The sequence below is a fragment of the Dokdonella sp. genome (assembly GCF_035703485.1).
GTDB lineage: Bacteria > Pseudomonadota > Gammaproteobacteria > Xanthomonadales > Rhodanobacteraceae > Dokdonella.
The window spans coordinates 1-19,500 of the sequence record NZ_DASSYD010000071.1; the positions used below are offsets into that span (position 1 = coordinate 1).

Below are 19,500 nucleotides of genomic sequence, written 5' to 3' on the forward strand. Positions count from 1 at the left end.
AACAATCGGTTAGGCGACACCTGTCAGCGTGCAGATCGCGGCGTGCTGGCGCAGATGCACTGGCTGTGCTTCATGCCAGCGCAACAAAGAACTGCGCGCAGACAGGTGTCGTGACGAATGTGCCACTTGATCAGCGTTGCCTTAACCCATCATCAGGAATTGTGATGTCCCGCCTTGTCGTTTTTCTCGTATTGCTCGTTCCCATGCTCGCGCAGGCCAAACCTGTCAGCGAGCAATGGTTCAGCGTGCTCCTGGATGGTCGCAAGATCGGCAGCTTCACCAGCACGCGCCAGGTTCGTGACAATCGGGTCACGACCGGGCAAATCCTCAACATCGAGTTTGATCGTGCCGGTACGAGCATCGCGCTTGGCAGCAATGAGACCAGTATCGAAACGATCGAAGGCAAACCCCTTGGTTTTTCCTCGGTGTCGAAACTCAGCGGCACCGAATCCCGTATCGAGGGCCAGGTTGCCAATGGGGCGATGCACTTGCGCATCCACAATGGCAAGCAATGGCAGGAGCGCGATGCGAAATGGCCCGAGGGTGCGCTGCTGGCTGAAGGTTTGCGTCTGGCCAGCCTCAAGGTGCCACTGAAAACCGGGCGCGTGCACAAGGAGCTCGCCTTCCAGCCTTCGAGCCTGGATGCCATCGAAGTCACCAGCACGATTGGCCCTCGCGAAGTCGTCAGCCTGCCGGATGGGCGCAAGTCGCTCTATCGCATCGAACAGGTTTATCTTTTTTCCGGGACGCCGATCCACAATACAAGCTGGGTCGACAGTGAGCGTGATGTGTACAAGCTGACGATGCCGGCGATCGGCGTCGATCTGACGCTGATCGCCTGCGACAAGGCTTGCGCGACGGCACCGAATCAGAGCACCAATATCTTTGATCGCACCTTGATGCCATCGCCGCGTGCACTTGATCAGCGAGAGCTGGCCGGCACCGTCCGCTACACGATCATTGCCACCGATCAGGGAGCCGCCCTGAATATTCCCCAGACTTCCGAGCAACAGGTTGAGAGCGACAACGGCACGCTTGTCGTCACCGTTCATGCCAAGGCATTTCAGGATGTAGCCAACCCGCCCGAGCCGGCAGACAGCCAGCCAAACGACTGGCTGCAGAGTACCGCGCCAGAAATTGTCGCGATGGCCAACAAGGCCAGCAACAACGCTCAGACCGACAGCGATCGCATGCACGCACTCGAGTCTTTTGTCTCCACGTTCATCACCGACAAGAACCTCAGTGTCGGCTATGCCTCGGCGCTGCAGGTCGCCCGCGATCCACAAGGCGACTGCACCGAACATGCCGTGCTGCTGGCGGCGCTGGGCCGCGCCATCGGTATCCCCACGCGGGTCGTCGATGGCCTTGTCTATTCGCCACGCTTTGCCGGATCTCAAGATGTCTTTGTACCGCATGCCTGGATGCAAGCCTGGGTGGATGGACGCTGGCAGAGTTTCGACGCCGCACTCGGCAGCTTCGACGCCGGCCACATCGCATTTTCCAGTGGCGATGGGGATCCCTGGCGTTTCTATCAGGGACTCGACCTGCTCGGCCGCACCCAGTTGAAGAAGGTTGAAGCGCTGGGTGCCCAGACTGCGCAATGAAATTTCTGATCTGGCCATTGCTGCTGATCCTCACCAGTGCGCATGCGCACTCGTTCGAAGACGCACCTTTCAAGCCAGCTCAGTTGAGCGCGTTGATTACCGAAGCCAGTCTCGATGAAATCAGCGGCATTGCCAGTTCACGCCTTTCGGAAAATCGTTACTGGGTGCATGACGATTCACCACGACCTGCTGAACTGCAGGCCATCGACGAGTCGGGCAAGCAACTCGTCCGCCTGCGTATCGAGGGGGTTCGCGCGATCGATTGGGAAGACATCGCCAGCCATTCCGATGCCGGCAAACCGTGGTTGCTGATCGGCGACATCGGCGACAACGCCGGCGTGCGCAAGGATTACGAGTTGATTGTGATCGAGGAGCCCGAGCTTTCCGCGAAAGCCGGCGTGCAATCGATCAAGCCCGCCTGGCGACTGCGCTTTCGCTATCCCGACGGTGCCCACGATGTCGAAGCGATGGCGGTCGATGTGCAACAACGCCAGGTGCTGCTGATCAACAAGCACCCACCGCTGGCGGTCTACACGCTGCCACTCGGACCGGCTTCGACAAATACCAACACCCTGGTCGCCACGAAGCTGCTTGAACTCAGCTCGATTCCACAACCCGACGCCAACGAGCGCAAGGCGCGCTATCCCTCGGCAAGATTCGGCGGCTCGCCCACCGGCCTCGATATCGACGCCGCGGGGAAGCGCGCCATCCTGCTGACCTACCGCGACATCTGGCTGTTCAATAGAAAACCCGGCGAAAGCTGGAAACAAGCCTTCAGCCGCAAACCGAAACGCATCTCCTTGCCCCCACTGGCCCAGGCCGAAGCCATCGGCTTCGATCGCAACGGCCAATCAATCATGGTCAGTGGTGAGCGGCTACCTGCACCGCTGCTCAAGTTGGAGCCATTGATAGACGACGGGAGTGGGGAGTGAGGAGTAGGGAGTGGGAAATGGGAGGGGCAGAAGCAAAAGCGGCCTTCCGAAAACCTGCAGGAGCCACGTCAGGAGCAAGCACTTCCGTAGCATGACCCGATCGCTCGCCCGTGAACGGGCTACTACGCCCGGCCGAGAGCGGTGAGCGAATTGCTGCTTTCATCGATTTATCAATGCGTTATCTGACCTTTCCCAAAGCATTCTCGCCCTGCCCGGAACTGCTTTTCCTACTCCCCACTCCCCACTCCCTACTCCCCACTCCCCACTCCCCACTCCCGCTCTTCTCAGACTGATATGCTTTTGATATCATAATGTCCGCCGGAACTTCCGGCCTGCCAGCATCAGCCGCGCAGAGACTCTGGAGATCCATCATGAATGAAAGAAAAGCGGTTTCCCTGCCCGGTATTCCGGTGTTGGTTGTGCTGATCGTCGCGTTGATTGCCGATCTGGCATGGTTCATCAGCATCTTGCGCCACGCGAATTCGCTCGGCTTGAAGCCCGCCCCGGCCGAGCTTGTTCCGGCACTTGTGCTGATTCCCGTGATTGCTTTTTTGCTCAAGGGCCTGTTCGCCGTGCAGCCAAATGTTGCCCGGGTCATGCAGCTGTTCGGCCACTACGCCGGAACCGAGCGCATGCAGGGCCTGCGCTGGACCAACCCGTTCTACACTCGCCAGGCCGTGTCATTGCGCGTGCGCAATTTCGAATCGGGCAAGCTCAAGGTCAACGATCTCGACGGCAACCCGATTGAAATTGGCGCCATCGTCGTCTGGCAGGTGGTCGACACCGCCGAAGCGACGTTCATGGTCGATGACTATGCGAATTTCGTGCATATCCAGGCCGAGTCCGCACTGCGCCAGATGGCGACCAGCTACTCCTACGATTCGCATGACGAGAAGCAGATTTCCCTGCGCGGCAACGGCAGCAAGGTCAATGCGCATCTGCGCGACGAGATTCAGGAGCGCTTGTCCAAGGCCGGCGTCGAAGTCGTCGAAGCACGCATCAGCCATCTCGCCTATGCCCAGGAAATCGCCCAGGCCATGTTGCAGCGACAACAGGCCAGCGCCATCGTCGCCGCACGCACGCGCATCGTCGAAGGTGCGGTCGGCATGGTCGAGCTCGCCCTTGAGCAATTGAGCCAGCGCGGTGTGGTTGATCTCGACAACGAACGCAAGGCGACCATGGTCAGCAATTTGCTCGTGGTGCTTTGCGGCGACCGCGCCACCCAGCCGGTGGTCAACACCGGCAGCTTGTACTGACTCGAAAGGGCCCAACAACAATCGTGAGCGAGAAAAAAGCTTATCCATTGCGCATCAACGCTGCCGTCCTTGAGGCCATGCAGCGCTGGGCCGATGATGACTTGCGCTCACTCAATGCGCAGTTCGAGTATGTGATGCGCGAGGCCTTGCGCAAAGCCGGACGCATCAAGCCCGCAGGCAAACCCGTCGCCATCAAGGACGACGAATCCAGCAAGTAGTTCAACAGGAGTATGACCGTGAGCGAGCAAACCTGGAGCTATCAGACAATCGAAATAAAACCGAGCTTTGTCGGCAATTTCGATGTGGATACGATCAACGAAGTGCTGACCCGCGAAGGCATGAAAGGCTGGGAACTGGTCAGCACCCTCAACGTCGGTCCGATGCGGCCGATTGTCCTTTTCCTCAAGAAGAAGAGGCGCTGATGAAACGCGGATGGGCCGTGCTTCTCGGCGTGCTGCTGCTCGCTGGCATCGGCACCTGGAGTGTCGGAACGATGCTGCAATCGCCGCAGGCCCAAGCAGCAACGCCTGACCCGGCCAAGCAGCGCCTGGCCACGAAGTTTCTCGATCTGCTTGATGCGGGAAAGTTCGGCGAGGCCTTGGCAATGGGCACACCAACGCTGCGCAAAGGACTTGCCGACGGCAAATTGCAGCAAGCCTGGGAGGCCGTCCCGGCCCAACTTGGGCCACGTCAATCACGCGGTCATCCGCGTGCGGAGACGATCAATGGCAGCCCTGCGGTCAGCTCGCGCCTGCAGTTCGGCATGATGGCGCTGGATGCACGTATCGTCTTCGATGACGACAATGCAATCTCCGGGTTCTGGATTGTCCCAGCCACCGGCGCGCCAGCCGCGGCCAGCCCGGACAAGAGCGCATCACATGCAGAAAAGGAACTGACGATCAGCAAGGACGGCATTGCCCTGCCCGCCACCTTGACCCTGCCGGACAATGGGGCGCCCTATCCGGCAGTCGTCCTCGTGCATGGTTCGGGACCACATGATCGCGATGAAACCATCGGGCCGAACAAGCCATTTCTCGATCTCGCCAATGGACTCGCCGAACGTGGCATTGCCGTACTGCGCTACGAAAAGCGCACGATGGCGCATCCCGACAGGTTCGCCCATGGCGACTTCACGGTCGATGATGAAACCGTAAATGATGCGCTTGCGGCGGTCGCCCTGCTGCGCGAGCAAAAGGACATCGATCCGCAGCGGATCTTCGTACTCGGACACAGCCTCGGCGCGATGATGGCGCCACGAATCGGTCAGCGTGATCGCGCCATCGCCGGACTGATCCTGCTCGCCGCTCCGGCCAGCAAACTGGAAGATATCGTGATCCGCCAGACCCGGTATCTGGCCAGATTGCAGGGTCAGGGTGACGCGGAAATCGACAAGGCAGTCGCGGAGATCGAACCACAAATCGAAGCAGTCAAGCATCTTGATAGCAGCGCTTCCGACAAGACTCCGCTGCTGCTTGGACTACCAGCCAGCTACTGGCGCGATCTCAACCGCTATGACCCGATCGACACGGCTCGCGCAATCCGGCAGCCGATCCTGCTGCTCCAGGGCGATCGCGACTATCAGGTCACGGTCGCCGATGAGTTCTCGCAATGGCGCAAGGCATTCGCCACCAATCCACGCTTCGAGCTGATCGAGTATCCGATGCTCGGCCACGCCTTCATGCCCGGCAATGACCCGCCCGGGCCCAAGGATTACGAGAAGGCCGCACATGTCGATAGCAAGGTGATTGATGACATCGCCGCCTGGATCACACGCAACCGGTCTTGAGCGGTTAGCGGTTAGCGGGAAAGCAGGTTGGCGCGATGCTTCGAGGAATTCGATGTTGAGCTTGATCGATGACTGGGTTGTTACATTTCACAGCCGCAATCAATAAGCTTGGCTCATGAAGGAGCAAACACCGCTGCCCCCGGCCCGCTGCGATACCACGCAGCGAATGCAAGTGATCGCCGCTGCGCAAGCCATCGGCATCCCACGTGATTACGGGCGCCTCCACCATCTGCGCGTGGTTCGTGAGCCCCGCAAGCTGGTCTGCATCGGTGAGGATATCCACGGTCGTCATCAGTGGCTGGCACCGCGCGCGGCGCGAGCCTGGCAGCGAATGCACGACGCGGCGGCGAATGATGACGTCGTCTTGCAGATTGTGTCGGCCTACCGATCGGCGTCTTACCAGTTGCTGATTGTTGAACGCAAACTCGCGCGCGGTCAGTCCATCGAAGACATTCTCCGGGTCAGTGCCGCCCCCGGTTACAGCGAGCATCACTCAGGCCGCGTTGTCGATATCACCACACCGGGCTACGTCGCGCTTGAGGAAGAGTTCGAGCTGTCACCGGCGTTCGCCTGGCTGCAGCGCGAGGCGCAGCGATTCGGATTCTCGCTCTCCTACCCGCGTGGCAATCGACATGGCATTGCCTATGAGCCGTGGCACTGGTGCTGGCGGCGGTGATCCGGGGCAACGTCGATCCGCCCATCGGCATCTCATGATCCATGCCTGATCGATAGCGCGCTTCAGCCAACGTGACTTGTGGCGCTGGCATCCAAGATCAGACTGGTTTATCAATTCTGACTGCATCGAACGAATTGGAGTCATCACCATGCGTGATCGAATACTGTTGTCGATCTTTTCTGTTCTCGTCGCGGCATCGATGCTGCCATCGTCAGCGGACGCAGCAACGCGATTGCTGCGCTTTCCCGATGTCTGTGCTGATCGAATTGTCTTCACCTATGCCGGCGACCTATGGTCGGTCGGCACCAGCGGTGGTACGGCGATTCGGCTGACCGCCGGTCCCGGCGTCGAACAAGCCGCCCACTTCTCACCGGACTGCAGCCAGATCGCCTTCACCGGCCAGTACAGCGGCGATGATCAGGTCTTCGTGATGCCAGCGAGCGGCGGTGAGCCACGTCAGCTGACCTGGTATCCGACACCCGGCCCGTTGCCGCAACGCTGGGGTATCGACAGCCAGGTCTATGGCTGGAGTCCGAGTGGCGATACGGTGATTTTTCGTTCGACACGCCAGGCGGTCGGAATTTCCAATCCGCAACTCTTCAGCGTGCCCGTTGCCGGTGGCTTGCCAAGCGAGTTGCCAATGCCGACCGCAGGTAGCGGCGAGTATTCACCGAATGGCAAACAGATCATCTATTCCCCGAAGTTTCGCGACTACCGCACCTGGAACCGCTACGTCGGCGGCTGGGCGCAGGATCTCTACATCTACGACATCGCAACCAAAACCGCGAAAAACATCACCAGCGATCCGAATACCGATCGCGATCCGATGTGGCTCAGTGACGCGATCTACTTTCTCTCCGATCGCGGCGAACATCTGAATCTCTACCGCTACGACACGGCCAGCGCCGCGATCCGGCAACTGACCCACTACAAGGGCAAGGATGCGCGCTGGGCCAACGGCGATGGCAAGAATCAGATCGTCTTCGAAGTCGACGGCTCGCTGCACCACTATGACACCACGACGAACAAGGACACGGCACTGACCATCAGCGTGCCGAGCGACCTCGTGCCTCGACGTGCCGGTACCCGCAGCGTGCGCAAGAATATCGAGGACTTCGCGGTGAGCCCGAACGGCAAGCGTGCCGCCTTCGTTGCCCGCGGCGAGGTTTTCAATGTCCCGATGGAGCATGGCATTACACTCGATCTGACCCATACGCCCGGCGCGCACGAGCGCGAAGTGTCGTGGTCGTCCGATGGCAAGCGAATCGCCTATGTATCCGACGAGAGTGGCGAAGAAGCAATCTGGGTACGTGATACCGATGGCGGCAATGCGCGTCAACTGAGCAAGGAAAAGCTTGGCCGACTGTATGCGCCGCGCTGGTCTCCGGACGGCTCGCGGATCGCCTTTGTCGACAACGAAAGTCGCTTGCACCTGATTGCCGCAAGCGGCGGAGCCAGCGTGCTCGTCGCCGATGATCCTTCCTTCTCGCGGCACGACTATGCGTGGTCGCCAAGCGGGCGCTATCTCGCCTATTCGCTGACCGACAAGCAAACCCAGCTTCCCTGGCTGCATATCTACGATGTCAGTGCCAAGGCCAACCATCCGGTCGGCGACGCCCGTTTCAACGCCTACAACCCGGCATTCTCACCGGATGGAAAAATCCTCTACTTCATCGGCGACCGTGAATGGGCGCCCCAGCTCTCCGGCATCGAATGGAATTACGCCAGCAATCGCAGTGCAGGAATATTCGCCCTGACCCTGCGACCCGATGTCGAGAACCCGTTTGCGCCGCGCAACGACAGTGCGAGCAAGGATGACAGCAAGGAAGACAAGAAGGATTCGGACGACAAGGCCGGCAAATCCGAAAAGAAGAAGGTCAACGACAACATCGACTTCAATGGTCTCGCCGAACGTCTTGTGCGCGTACCAATCGAGCCGGACAACATGCAGTGGATCGGAATCACCGACAAGGCCCTGCTCTACGTGGTCAGCGACGCCTACTACTACGGACGCGAGAGTGCGACCAAGCCGATCCTCAAAGCCTGGTCGTTCGAGGATCGCAAGGCCAGCGACATCTTTGAAGGACTCGAGAACCTCGACGTGTCGAGCGACGGCTCGGTGGTCCTGGTGAAGAGCGCAGGCAGCTACAAGCGCATCGCTCTCGGCGATTCCAAACCCGAGCCGAAAGATGTCACTCTCGACGGACTGTTCGCCCAGGTCGACCCGAAAGCCGAATACGCCGAGATCTTCCGCGAAGTCTGGCGCCGCTACCGCGATCACTACTACGTGCAGAACATGCACGGCTATGACTGGAACGCGATTCGCGCCAAGTACGAGCCATTGCTCACCGATGTCGGCGATCGCAGCGATCTCAACTATCTGCTTGGTCAGATGGTCGCCGAATTGTCGAGCTCGCATGCCTATGTCAGTGGTGGAGATCTCGACCTGCCCGAGCGCCCGCATGTCGCCCTGCTCGGCGCCCGCTTCGAGCTCGATGCCGCCGCCAATCGCTATCGCATTGGCAAGATTCTCGAAGGCGAAAACGACGAGGAGCGCTACCGCTCGCCATTGACCGAAGTCGGCATTGATGTGAAGCAGGGCGACTATGTGCTCGCGATCAATGGTCAAAACCTGAGCGGCAACGACAATCCGTATCGTCTGCTACGCACGGCGAAAGGCCAGCTCGTCCAGTTGACGGTCAACTCTCGCGCGAGCACGGAGGGTGCGCGCACGGTCCTGGTCGACCCCATCGACAGCGAGGCCGCGCTCAACTACTACGCCTGGACTGCCAGCAATCGCGAATACGTTGCCAAGGCCAGTGGCGGCACGATTGGCTATCTGCACATTCCCGACATGGGCGGCGATGGCATCCGCGAATTCATCAAGTGGTACTACCCGCAGTTGCGCAAACAGGGCCTGGTCATCGATGTGCGCGACAACGGCGGCGGCAATGTTTCGTCGATGATCATCGAACGGCTGTCGCGGAAATTGCTCGGACTGGATTACGGACGCGGCGCTGAACTCACCGGCACCTATCCGCAGCAAACCTTCACCGGCCATCTCGCCGCGTTGTGCAATGGCACGACGGCTTCCGATGGCGACATTTTTTCCTACATGTTCAAGCAGGCGAAGCTTGGGCCGCTGATCGGGACGCGCACCTGGGGCGGCGTGGTCGGCATCAGTGACTGGGGCCCGTTGATCGATGGAGGCTCGGTCAACGTACCGCAGTTCGCTACCGCCAACACCGAGGGCCAATGGGTCATCGAAGGTCACGGCGTCGATCCCGACATCGTCGTCGACAACGATGTCGCATCCGTCCTTGCCGGCCGCGACCCACAGCTCGACCGCGCTGTCGCCGAAATCAAGAAGCAGATCACCGCTGATCCGGTCGCCTTGCCGCCGAAACCGGCCGACCCGATCAAGGCACCGGCTGACATGCGCTGATTGGTTGGTACGCCGCTTCGCTGCGTTGTGATCAAACCAGGCAGGGTCACTGGACCCCTGCCTTCGCAGGGGCGACGAGGGAGTGGGAGACGAGGGAAAAAGGCTGGGATACCGCGAAACGTAGCTGCGTAATGATCAAGAGCAAAGTCACTGGCCCCCTGCCTGACCAGCCGTTCGGCTGTTGAAAACCGCAGAGGCGACGGAGCGATGGCAGGCGAGTGAAAACCCGGCAGGGATGCCGCGCCTCAAAGCGGCGTAAAAAGCCAATCCAGACAGAGGCGCTACCCCCTTTCCCGGCGAAGCCGAACCTGCCCTGAGCTAGCCGATCAGCGGGGCGACGGCGCGCTTGAGCAGGGTATCGACAATCGCTTCGGCGGCACTTGTATAGAGCTGTAGACAGGCATACGCTCACGCGGCGTCACGTCCGTGGCGCTCGTTTCCTGGGGAGGAAACGACTACTCAACTTCGAGGTTTGACATGCATAAGCTCTTTGCGGGTTTTGTCGTGCTTGCCGTGGGAATATTGGGTTCTTCGGCGGTCTATTCCGCTGGTCTTGAAATTACGCTTTCAGCGTCGGCGGAGAATGCCGGCGATGGCACCATTGAATACAGCTTGATCAACCAGACCGGTTCCACCGTCCACGTACTGCGCTGGCAGACACCAATCGATGGAATCACCAATGATTTGTTCGACGTGAGCCAGAATGGCGAATCGGTCACCTATGTCGGACCGCTGTACAAGCGCGTTGCACCCAGGCCTGAGGATTTTGTCGAGCTGAAGCCTGGCGAGAGTCTCGACGCCAAGGTCGACCTGAGCGCCTGGTACGACATGCGCAAGGGCGGGCAGTACGAAGTTCGCTATGCCCGTGAAGCGCGCGAAGTCATCAAGGAGGTCATGGCCGCCGACCGGGGCGGGGCACGGGCTGGCGTCGAAGCCTTCGATATGCGCCGAGGATCGACCCAGGTCTATGCCGACTCGAGCCCTGACGTGTTCGACGACGAGGACAGTTTCCGCTCGCAAGTCGGGTTGCTTGCAGGGAGCAACAGCTATGTCAGTTGCAGCACCACACGGAAGTCGCAACTGGTGACGGCACGCAATTCGTCAATCACTTACGCAAGCAACTCACGGAACTATCTGAATGCCGGATACACGGGAAGTCGCTATACGTGGTGGTTCGGCAGCTACAACAGTTCACGCTATTCGACGGTGCGCACGCATTTCAACAATATCTATACCGCTCTCTCATCCAGGGCCTACACCTTCAATTGCTCGTGCAGCGACAGCGGAACCTATGCCTATGTCTATCCGACCCAGCCGTACAAGGTTTATCTGTGCGGCGCATTCTGGTTAGCACCAAACACCGGCACCGACTCACGTGCTGGCACGCTTGTCCACGAAACCAGCCACTTCAATGTAGTCGCCCGCACCGGGGACTATGGCTATGGTCAAACCAACGCGCACAACCTCGCCGTCAGCAATCCCGCCAAGGCGATAACCAACGCGGACAATCACGAGTACTTCACCGAGAACAACCCGGCCCGCAACTGACCTGGCTCGATGTATTGGAGTGAAAAAAAGCCCCCGCATGCGGGGGCTTTTTCTTGTTTCAGTTGCGATGGATCAGAGCGGAACGAAGCTGACAACAGTGGATCCCGGCTGCTGCAGTGCCGCCGCGGCCGGTATCGGTAGCGGATGGTACTGGTTGGTCAGCCAGCGTCCGAGCTGGCTCACATACAGCGGGCTTCCAAGCACGCCGCTCTGGCCACCGGGGATGATCTCGGATGCGCTGATGGTCGGGAACATCTCGCCGACAAAACGGCGTGCCGGGCCACTGCCGAACATGAAGCCGTTGACGCTGTTTCCGCGAGCATCGTGACTGGCGGCATCGACGGTTTCGAAACCACCCTGTCGGGCCAGGCCCGGCAGGTCAGCTGAAAGATCGCCAAAGCCATAACCGTTCGGACCAGGAATGTTGAATGGTGCGCCGAGCGGGTGATCGAAGACAATGCGATGCAGCTTGCCCCAACGATAGTCGTCCTGATTGGTCGACCCTGCATACGCAGCGGAGAAGCCTTCACCGGCAAGCATGTCGAGACCATCCACGAGTGACTTGAGCAACACGAAGTCACGCGCGGAATTCGCGTCGGGTGCACCGGCGGCAGCAAAGAAGGTCAGGCCGGAAGCACCCTTGCCGCCCAATGCCGCATAGTTGTCGAGCATGAACTTGAACCCCGCCTGGGCATCACGACTGCCCGGCTTGTAGCTACCGAGTCCGACACTGGTCAGAGTTGCATCGATGGTGTTGCGGATCGACGTACTGCGCCAGGCGGCATAGATTGATGCTGAGATGCTGGCGTCAACCTGCGCCTGCGACGGTGCAGACAAGGCAGCAGGATTATCGCCCGCGTCATAGCCGGCGGTGATACCGGTAGGTGTCGAATAGTCCCAAAGCTTGAGGCGACCGATGGCTTCAACGATCCGCGGATCATTGGCCAGCGTTGCCAATTGCGACCATGCGCCTGCAGCCTTGGCATTGCTGTATGCATTGAGCAGATAGGGCAGCACCAACTCGGCATCCATCAACTGGTTGTTCGCCTGCAGCGCCTTCATGTCATTGCTGGTGATATTGCCGCCAGCAGCGATCATGGCCTGGATCTTGCGATCGATTCGACCCATGCGATAGGCCGAAGAGCCGCCGACATCGAGGTAATAGATGCCGCCGCCCGGACGCAGCTGGTTGAGCGGATTGTTGTCGAGTGAGAAACCAATCGGATCATTGTTGGCATTGGCAAAGTAGCCACTGGCCGGATTGATCACGAAGGGCATTTCGCTGGCTGGCAGGATCTCGTAAGGCACTGCCTGATTCGGTTGCGGATTCTGCACCGGCATCCAATCATGCTTGAGGGCGCCGCTGCCATCGCGAATGACGTACGGCGGGATACCGCCACCGGGTGCGTTTTCGGTCTGCAAATCGGTACGCACGGGCGCTTCAGCGCTGGTGAAGTAGGCGATATTGCCATCGACATCGGCGTAGGCGAAGTTCTGCGAACCGAAATCGAAATAGCTCAACGCATCGCGGAACTCGGCCACGTTGCTGGCCCGATTGATGCGGCGGAACGATTCGATTTCGAAGGTTGCACCCCATCCGGTGTAGGCGACCGACAAACCGCTGTTGCCGGTGATGCTGACCAGAGCGCCATTGTTTCGACGTGGCACGAGGATGCTGACGCCGCCGTTGGTGTAGCCGATGCTGTTGTCTTTGGTGACCGAATCAGGTGTGCCATTCATTTGGTTGACGTAGAAATTCTGAAACACCCATTGCAGATTTTCGACTTGACCGTCATGCACGATCGCGTACGGCAAGCCGTAGCTGTTGAGCACGAGTTGCTCCTGGAACACATCGGTGACATCGAGCGAGTTGGTCGTTGTGCCCCAGCACACGCGCTGGTTGCAGCCCTGGATCACGCCAGGTGTTCCTGGCACGGTCACGCCGGTCACGTCCATTGAGGTCGGATAGCGACTGTCGCGCGAGAGCACGTGCTGCTCCATGAACACCGACGGCAGATTGAGTCCCAGATGCGGATCATTCGACAGGATTGCCTTGCCCGATGCGGTATGCGTTCCCGCGATCACCCATTCGTTACTGCCGATCGGGCTCTCGCTGCCCTCCAGGGCACGACTGAGCAAAGGCGAATCCTGCAACTTCTCACGAAAGGCGCGAGCCATCTCGACGGTTTGCGCGCTGATCGTTCCGGTTTCCGGTGCATCCTTGGCACTGGCCAGCTTCGGCGCCGGCGCGGATGCTGCTGTCGTTCCGTTTGCACTGCCAGGGACGAAGCCGGGCACGGTTACCCGATTATCAGCGGGTGCAATGCGATGGGTATCGCCGAAATACAGAACGCTGCCGTCAAATCCGCCGGCCCGGCCCGCTTGCTGATAGGCGCCGAGGTTGATGGTCGGATTGATATCGAGGTCGAACGACAGCTGGAATGCCAGGCCCTTGCCGACGCACAACGAATCGACCGGAGTCCACGGATCGGCATGGGTCAGTTGCAAGGCAGCGTATTCCGGCGGCAACGGATTCTTCGCCAACCAGTAGTTCACGCCATCGGCATAGGCACGCAACCAGCCACGCGAATCATCAGACATCTTGGCCCAGGTCTGCACCGCACCGCGACGCAGGCCGAGAGTACGCGCCTGAACATCCGGAGCCAGTTGCGAAATACCGACCAGCTCGGCCAGCGATCCGCTGACCGAACGTCGGGTCAGATCCATCTGGAAGAAACGATCCTTGGCATGGGCGTAGCCCTGCAGAAAGGCCGCGTCATTGTCGTTGGCGGCATCGATCGTGGGAACGCCCTCGGCATCCCAGCTGATTCGCCCAGGTGCCGACATGCCCGGCGCGACCATTGATTGCGCGGCCGCTGGCAGCGCCAATGCGAGTGCGATACTGGCTATCAGCAAGGAATATCCGTTTCTAAATTTCCGCCGTGTAGGTAGCGACATGTCAATCCCCTTTGTTGGTGGATGGTTCGAACGCTTGTTTGATTGATTATGCCCCTACTCCAGCGAAAACGCGTTGTGCGCTGCATCGCCCGCAAAGCGGTCAGCGACAATGCGCCGCGCGCAAGCCCGCCAACGCCCGCTGCGGTCAACATGGACTGGGCTAAAATGTGGATCTGCCGTTGTTCCTCCAGGATCGTTCATGCACGCACTCGAGCAGCACTTCGCCCCATTTCGCAAAAACACGGTGGGCCACGAACAGACGTTCGCCTCGCCCTGGGGAGAGCAGCGCATCGTCTATGCGGACTGGACCGCCAGCGGTCGACTCTATCGACCGATCGAGCAGGCCATGCTTGAGCGCTTCGGCCCGTTTGTCGGCAATACGCATTCTGAAAGCAGCGAGACCGGCCGCGCGATGACTCTCGCCTATCACGAGGCTCATCGGATCCTCAAGGCACATGTCAACGCCGGCCCGGATGACCTGATCCTCTCCACCGGCACCGGCATGACGGGGGTGATCAACAAGTTCCAGCGCATTCTCGGCCTCAAGGCGCCGCAAGGCCTGCGCCGCTTTGTCGACATTCCGGAGCTGGAGCGTCCGGTCGTGTTCATCACCCACATGGAGCACCATTCCAACCAGACCTCGTGGTGCGAGACGATCGCCGATGTGGTGGTCGTGCCGCCGGATGCCGCCGGCATGATCGATCTCGATGCACTCGAGACGCTGCTGCATGAGTACCGCGAGCGCACGATCAAGATCGGATCGTTCAGCGCCTGCTCGAACGTCACCGGCGTGCTCACGCCCTACCACGCAATGGCCAGGTTGATGCATCGTGCCGGCGGTGTTGCCTTCATCGATTTCGCCGCTTCGGCGCCCTACGTCGCTATCGACATGCATCCGGCAGATCCGCTGGAAAGACTCGACGCGGTAATGTGGTCACCACACAAGTTCCTCGGCGGCCCGGGCGCCTCGGGCGTGCTCATCTTCAATCGCCAGCTCTATCAAAATACGGTACCCGACGACAGCGGTGGCGGCACCGTGAACTGGACCAATCCATGGGGCGAGTATTCGTATCTGGAGGATATCGAGGCGCGCGAAGATGCCGGCACGCCAGGTTTTCTGCAAACCATCAAGGCGGCTCTGGCCGTGCGCCTGAAAGAGCAGATGGGTGTGGAGCAGATGCTTGAGCGCGAACAGGCGATCGTGCCTTACGTGATCGATGCCTTGGGAGCGATCCCGGGCGTGCATCTACTGGCACCCGAACTGCGTCATCGTCTCGCCATGTTTTCCTTCTACATCGAGGGCATCCACTACAACCTCGTCGTGCAACTGCTGAACGATCGATTCGGCGTGCAGGCGCGCGGCGGTTGTTCCTGCGCGGGTACCTACGGGCACTTCCTGCTCCACGTCGACCCCACCCGGTCGCGCTCGATCACTGACCGCATTGATCACGGCGACCTTTCGGAAAAGCCGGGCTGGGTTCGCATCTCATTCCATCCGAGCACGACCCAGGCGGACATCGACCGCACCATCCAGGGCGTTGCCGAGATCGTCAGCAATGCCGCTGAATGGATCAACGATTACACGTACTCGCCGATCACCAACGAGTTCACCCGCAGCACCGGCGAAGACGGCGCTGCGCTGGCCCGGGTCAAGCAATGGTTCGAGCTGGGTCCGGCCGTGGCCGAGGCCACGCCGAAGTTGCACGCAAGAGCCTGAGCGCCATCGAAGTGTTGGCGGCGTGAAATCGCCGGCGACACTTTGATTCACCGCTCTCGTCAGTCTGACCGCGCTTTGGCGAAGGCGATCAGCAGGCAGCACCAGCCGATGATGAAAGCGAGGCCGCCGAACGGCGTCAGCATGCCGATCCAGCGCGGTGCACCGAGCGCGAGCGCATACAAGCTGCCACTGAAAATCAGGACGCCTGCAACGAATGCCCACAGCGCCGGGCGCAAGCCCCTGTTCGAGGATTGCGCCAGACAGGCGATCCCGAGCAAGGCCAGCGCATGCCAGAACTGGTAGTCGACGGCGGTATGCCAGATCGCCATCGATTCCGCGCCGAGACGATCGCGCAAGGCGTGGGCACCGAAGGCGCCGGCGAGGACGGCGGACCCGGCGAACAGGGATGCCGCGATCCCGGCGCGACGGCGAAGCGGGCTGATTTCATTCATTGCGCGGCAGTGGATCCCTATTTAGCGGATTTCGACTTGGTTTCCAGCGGCTTGAGCAAGTCATCCATGGTCTTGTTGATATCACCGACCTTGTAACCCGGCAGGACGAAGCTCCAGCCCTTGAACGCCGTGTTGAGCTTTTCGACTTCCGCCGTGATCGCAGCCAGGCGCTGTTGGCGATCCCTGGCCGGGTCGAGGGCAGGCTTGGCATCGTCCTTGTCCGCAGGTTTGGCGCTGTCTTCCTTCTCCGCTTCCGGCTTGGCCTTGTCTGCTTCGCCGGCCTCCTTGGCCAGTTCGGCATCGACGTGCTTTTGTGCAAGCTCGTTGTCTTGCGACGCACTCATGGCGACGTAGTGCTTGTCGCCAACCTGCCAAGCTTTGGCATCAACGATGACGCCATCGAAGGTCGCATAGCGGATCTCGGTCACCTTGTCCGGCACCGGCACATCCTTGCTCGACGCAACATCGTCGATCTTCAATTCGGAGAGCACTGAAGCCAGGCCATTGGCGGCAAAATCCGAACTCGGCTCGCGGCCCTTGGGAAGGTCGGCGATCGTGTAGTGCGGGTCCGAGGCCTTGTCCTTGAATACGCGCAACACCTTTCCATCCGCGTGCGTGATCGTTACCGAAGCGATTCGGTCCGAGGGGATGTTGGCCAGTTCCTTGCGCAACCAGTTGGCCGGGCTCTTGTCCGGAATCAGATTGCCCGAAGCCAGCCAGCTTTGCGCCTCGTGGCTGCGGCGGACAAACGTGCCGCCACTCTGGGCGTTGAAGATGCCGGTGATGAAACTGACCGGCTCCTTCAACCCACCGATATCCACGGCAATGCCCTTGGCCTTGGGGTCGCTGATGTCGGAGACGCCGAGATCGCTGTAGCGGTCGGGCTTGGCGGTCTTTTTCTCGATCAACCTGGCGTCGGCGACCTTGAGCAGGTACTCGCGCAGCTTGCCGAGATCAGCCGGATAGCCGCCCTTCTCCGCGACAACCCATTTGCCATCCTTGTTGTCCAGGGTGACATCGATCTTCTTGTTCGCCGAGGTCACGACGAGACGGCTGACATCATTGATGTGATCGCCGAGATCGGCAACCAGCGGGCCGGCTTGTTCACTGAAGTCACGGACCGGCTTGCGTGAGTGCTGGACCGCGAAGGCGACGGCGATGATGACCACGGTGGCGACACCGAGTCCGATCAATGCTTTCTGATTCACCATGTTCTAGTCTCCTGGCTCAAGACGACTTGCGTCGACGCACCCGCCAGAAGGCAAACCCGATCGCAATCAGGGTCACCAGCAGCGGCACGAGCACGATGTTGAGGAATTTGAGGCGAGCGCCCAGCGATTCGATCTCGGCATCGAGGGAACGGCGTACATCGCGCAATTCCTTGCGGATCTCGGCCTTGCGCTTGACGAAATTGTCGAGCTCGGACTTCTGCTCCGGCGACAGGATCATGGCCTGATCGGTGGATTTGGCGCTTTGCAGCTGAGCCAGCTTCTGCTCGGTTTCCTTGAGCTCGCTTTGCAGCTCCTGCTCCTTGGCGCGGAAGCGATCATCGGCGCTGCGCTTGAGCGCCTCGACCGTGGTAAACGGGCGTTGCGAGGTGGCCCGACCGCGGATCGAGATCAAGGCCGAGGAGCCGGTCAGATTGTCGATCGTGTTGAGGACGAAATCACCGTTGTTGGCGAATGCGTTCATGAGCTTCTGACCCAGGAAGTTCTGCACCTGCACCCACAGGCGATCACCGAGAATATCGGTATCGGCGACCAGCACGATCTGGCCATCCTCCTTCGATTCGGCCAGGTGTCCGGCGTCCTTGCGATCCGGGAAGGCAGTCTTGAATTTGCCTTCGACGCGCCCGGCAATCACGTAGCGATCACCCGTGGGCTTGAAATCATTGAGCAAGGCGCTTGGATCAGGCAGCATTTTCAATCGACTGGCCGGCGTGGTCATGGCGTCGCCCGAACTCTGCATCAGCGGCACCAGTTTGGTCGTCGCATCCTTGGCCAGATCGAAGTAACCGGCGCTCGAAACGTTGACCGTATCCAGATTGGCGGTGACCACATCATCATGATTGAGGTCGGCCGCAGTCAGGCCAATGATGCCCGGATGAGGTGCCGGAGCCCGTCCCTGACCCAGGCTGACCGTGACCGCACGCGCACGATCAAGGACGATGGTCTTCGGGTCGTATTCGATGCCCCAGGCCTTGAACAATTTGGGCAGGTCCGAGGAATGATCGGCAAACATCGCCGCCTGCGGATCCTGCGGGTCGGCACCGCTGGTATCGAGCTCGGCATCGGGATCGACAAACACCAGCAGGTGCCCGCCACGCAGGACAAATTGATCGATCGCATACTGCGCCTCGTCGGAGAGATCCTTCGGATGGACCAGAACCAGCACGCTGACATCGGAATCGATCGACTTGATCCCACCGGCATTCAATTCGCGCACATCAAACGATTGCGAAAGCTGTTGCTGGATCGCCCAGGGATCGCGCATCTGCCGCGTTTGCGGATCGAAGCCGACACCCATCGGCAGACTCGACACCATGGCAACAACCGGCTTTTTCGGCGTGGCCAGATCATGGATCAGCTTGGCCACGTCGTATTCGAGGAAGGCTTCCTTGTCCGGCTGGAAGAACGGGATCACCGCCTGGCCACTGGTCGAGTTGGTGCCGGCCAGGCCGAGGAAGATCTTGTCACCACCGGTATTGACCGGGACCGCCTGCAAGCCATACGTGGTTGCGCGATCCTCATCTTCCGAGAACGGCAGCGGATCGATCACTTCAAGATGGATTTCGCCGTTCGAACGCGCGGCCATTTCCTCGAGCATCTCACGCACGCGGGTTGCATAGGTACGCAATTGCGGCAGGTTTTGCGTGCCCTTGTCGGAGTAGAAAAAATACAGATTGATCGGCTCATCGATCTTGGAAAGAATCTGCTCGGTGCCATCGGACAAGGTGTAGAGATTGTTTTCGGTAAGGTCAACGCGCGCGCCACGAAACAACACGTTAACCACCAGCATCAAGGCGACGAACAGGATGATCAGGATGACCAGGGCGCCGCCGGAGAGAGTCTTGCGATTGGATGTCATGGTTGGGCTTCCTCAGTCGGCTTTTTTCAGATCGATCAC

Annotated in this window: 14 protein-coding genes; 10 read left to right on the forward strand and 4 right to left on the reverse strand. The window is 60.0% G+C overall.

From position 1 onward, the window contains the following. Positions 1–164 precede the first annotated feature (164 nt). From VFN25_RS05340 to VFN25_RS05380, 9 genes are all read left to right on the forward strand, one after another. Entirely contained in the window at positions 165–1,604 is a 1,440-nt protein-coding gene (locus tag VFN25_RS05340) for a transglutaminase-like domain-containing protein (RefSeq protein ID WP_325139595.1), read from the forward strand. Continuing rightward, the gene (locus VFN25_RS05345) at positions 1,601–2,536 is read left to right on the forward strand and encodes a hypothetical protein (protein WP_325139597.1); all 936 of its coding nucleotides are present in this window, start codon (positions 1,601–1,603) and stop codon (positions 2,534–2,536) included. Before VFN25_RS05340 ends, VFN25_RS05345 begins: the two co-directional genes overlap by 4 nt. 371 nt (positions 2,537–2,907) lie before the next feature. Then, the gene (locus VFN25_RS05350; protein WP_325139599.1) at positions 2,908–3,792 is read left to right on the forward strand and encodes an SPFH domain-containing protein; all 885 of its coding nucleotides are present in this window, start codon (positions 2,908–2,910) and stop codon (positions 3,790–3,792) included. Between the two features lie 23 nt (positions 3,793–3,815). Then, entirely contained in the window at positions 3,816–4,010 is a 195-nt protein-coding gene (locus VFN25_RS05355) for an Arc family DNA binding domain-containing protein (protein ID WP_325139600.1), read from the forward strand. An 18-nt stretch (positions 4,011–4,028) separates the two neighbouring features. Further along, on the forward strand, positions 4,029–4,214 hold the full coding sequence (locus VFN25_RS05360; protein WP_325139602.1) for a DUF4177 domain-containing protein: 186 nt from the start codon (positions 4,029–4,031) through the stop codon (positions 4,212–4,214). Beyond that, entirely contained in the window at positions 4,214–5,578 is a 1,365-nt protein-coding gene (locus tag VFN25_RS05365) for an alpha/beta hydrolase (protein WP_325139604.1), read from the forward strand. Before VFN25_RS05360 ends, VFN25_RS05365 begins: the two co-directional genes overlap by 1 nt. 115 nt (positions 5,579–5,693) lie before the next feature. After that, complete coding sequence (locus VFN25_RS05370) at positions 5,694–6,254, forward strand: M15 family metallopeptidase (protein ID WP_325139606.1); 561 nt, start codon at positions 5,694–5,696, stop codon at positions 6,252–6,254. Positions 6,255–6,402: 148 nt separating this feature from the next. After that, entirely contained in the window at positions 6,403–9,699 is a 3,297-nt protein-coding gene (locus tag VFN25_RS05375; protein ID WP_325139608.1) for a S41 family peptidase, read from the forward strand. 477 nt (positions 9,700–10,176) lie between these two features. Further along, positions 10,177–11,247: a M35 family metallo-endopeptidase gene (locus tag VFN25_RS05380; RefSeq protein WP_325139610.1), complete on the forward strand. Its 1,071-nt coding sequence runs from the start codon at positions 10,177–10,179 to the stop codon at positions 11,245–11,247. A gap of 72 nt (positions 11,248–11,319) precedes the next feature. Here the strand turns inward: VFN25_RS05380 and VFN25_RS05385 are convergent, their stop codons facing one another. Beyond that, complete coding sequence (locus VFN25_RS05385; RefSeq protein ID WP_325139612.1) at positions 11,320–14,163, reverse strand: penicillin acylase family protein; 2,844 nt, start codon at positions 14,161–14,163, stop codon at positions 11,320–11,322. A gap of 241 nt (positions 14,164–14,404) precedes the next feature. Between VFN25_RS05385 and VFN25_RS05390 the strand changes: the two genes are divergently transcribed. Next, positions 14,405–15,922 (forward strand): aminotransferase class V-fold PLP-dependent enzyme, encoded by a 1,518-nt coding sequence (locus tag VFN25_RS05390; RefSeq protein WP_325139614.1) that lies wholly within the window; start codon positions 14,405–14,407, stop codon positions 15,920–15,922. A gap of 59 nt (positions 15,923–15,981) precedes the next feature. On the opposite strand, the gene VFN25_RS05395 is transcribed toward VFN25_RS05390, so the two are convergent. Genes VFN25_RS05395 through VFN25_RS05405 form a run of 3 tightly spaced genes read right to left on the reverse strand, consistent with a single transcriptional unit; the run spans position 15,982 to position 19,461 of the window. Beyond that, positions 15,982–16,374, reverse strand: a complete 393-nt coding sequence (locus VFN25_RS05395) for a DUF423 domain-containing protein (RefSeq protein WP_325139616.1) — start codon at positions 16,372–16,374, stop codon at positions 15,982–15,984. Positions 16,375–16,391: 17 nt separating this feature from the next. Further along, the gene (locus VFN25_RS05400) at positions 16,392–17,585 is read right to left on the reverse strand and encodes a DUF4340 domain-containing protein (RefSeq protein WP_325139618.1); all 1,194 of its coding nucleotides are present in this window, start codon (positions 17,583–17,585) and stop codon (positions 16,392–16,394) included. Between the two features lie 16 nt (positions 17,586–17,601). After that, positions 17,602–19,461, reverse strand: coding sequence for a GldG family protein (locus VFN25_RS05405; RefSeq protein WP_325139620.1), 1,860 nt, complete (start codon positions 19,459–19,461; stop codon positions 17,602–17,604). Positions 19,462–19,500: the final 39 nt, after the last annotated feature.

Bases quoted from the DNA above. Each gene is read 5' to 3' on its own strand.
- VFN25_RS05340 (WP_325139595.1), top strand. From the start codon at position 165: ATGTCCCGCCTTGTCGTTTTTCTCGTATTGCTCGTTCCCATGCTCGCG.
- VFN25_RS05345 (WP_325139597.1), top strand. From the start codon at position 1,601: ATGAAATTTCTGATCTGGCCATTGCTGCTGATCCTCACCAGTGCGCAT.
- VFN25_RS05350 (WP_325139599.1), top strand. From the start codon at position 2,908: ATGAATGAAAGAAAAGCGGTTTCCCTGCCCGGTATTCCGGTGTTGGTT.
- VFN25_RS05365 (WP_325139604.1), top strand. From the start codon at position 4,214: ATGAAACGCGGATGGGCCGTGCTTCTCGGCGTGCTGCTGCTCGCTGGC.
- VFN25_RS05370 (WP_325139606.1), top strand. From the start codon at position 5,694: ATGAAGGAGCAAACACCGCTGCCCCCGGCCCGCTGCGATACCACGCAG.
- VFN25_RS05375 (WP_325139608.1), top strand. From the start codon at position 6,403: ATGCGTGATCGAATACTGTTGTCGATCTTTTCTGTTCTCGTCGCGGCA.
- VFN25_RS05380 (WP_325139610.1), top strand. From the start codon at position 10,177: ATGCATAAGCTCTTTGCGGGTTTTGTCGTGCTTGCCGTGGGAATATTG.
- VFN25_RS05390 (WP_325139614.1), top strand. From the start codon at position 14,405: ATGCACGCACTCGAGCAGCACTTCGCCCCATTTCGCAAAAACACGGTG.
- VFN25_RS05395 (WP_325139616.1), bottom strand. From the start codon at position 16,374: ATGAATGAAATCAGCCCGCTTCGCCGTCGCGCCGGGATCGCGGCATCC.
- VFN25_RS05400 (WP_325139618.1), bottom strand. From the start codon at position 17,585: ATGGTGAATCAGAAAGCATTGATCGGACTCGGTGTCGCCACCGTGGTC.
- VFN25_RS05405 (WP_325139620.1), bottom strand. From the start codon at position 19,461: ATGACATCCAATCGCAAGACTCTCTCCGGCGGCGCCCTGGTCATCCTG.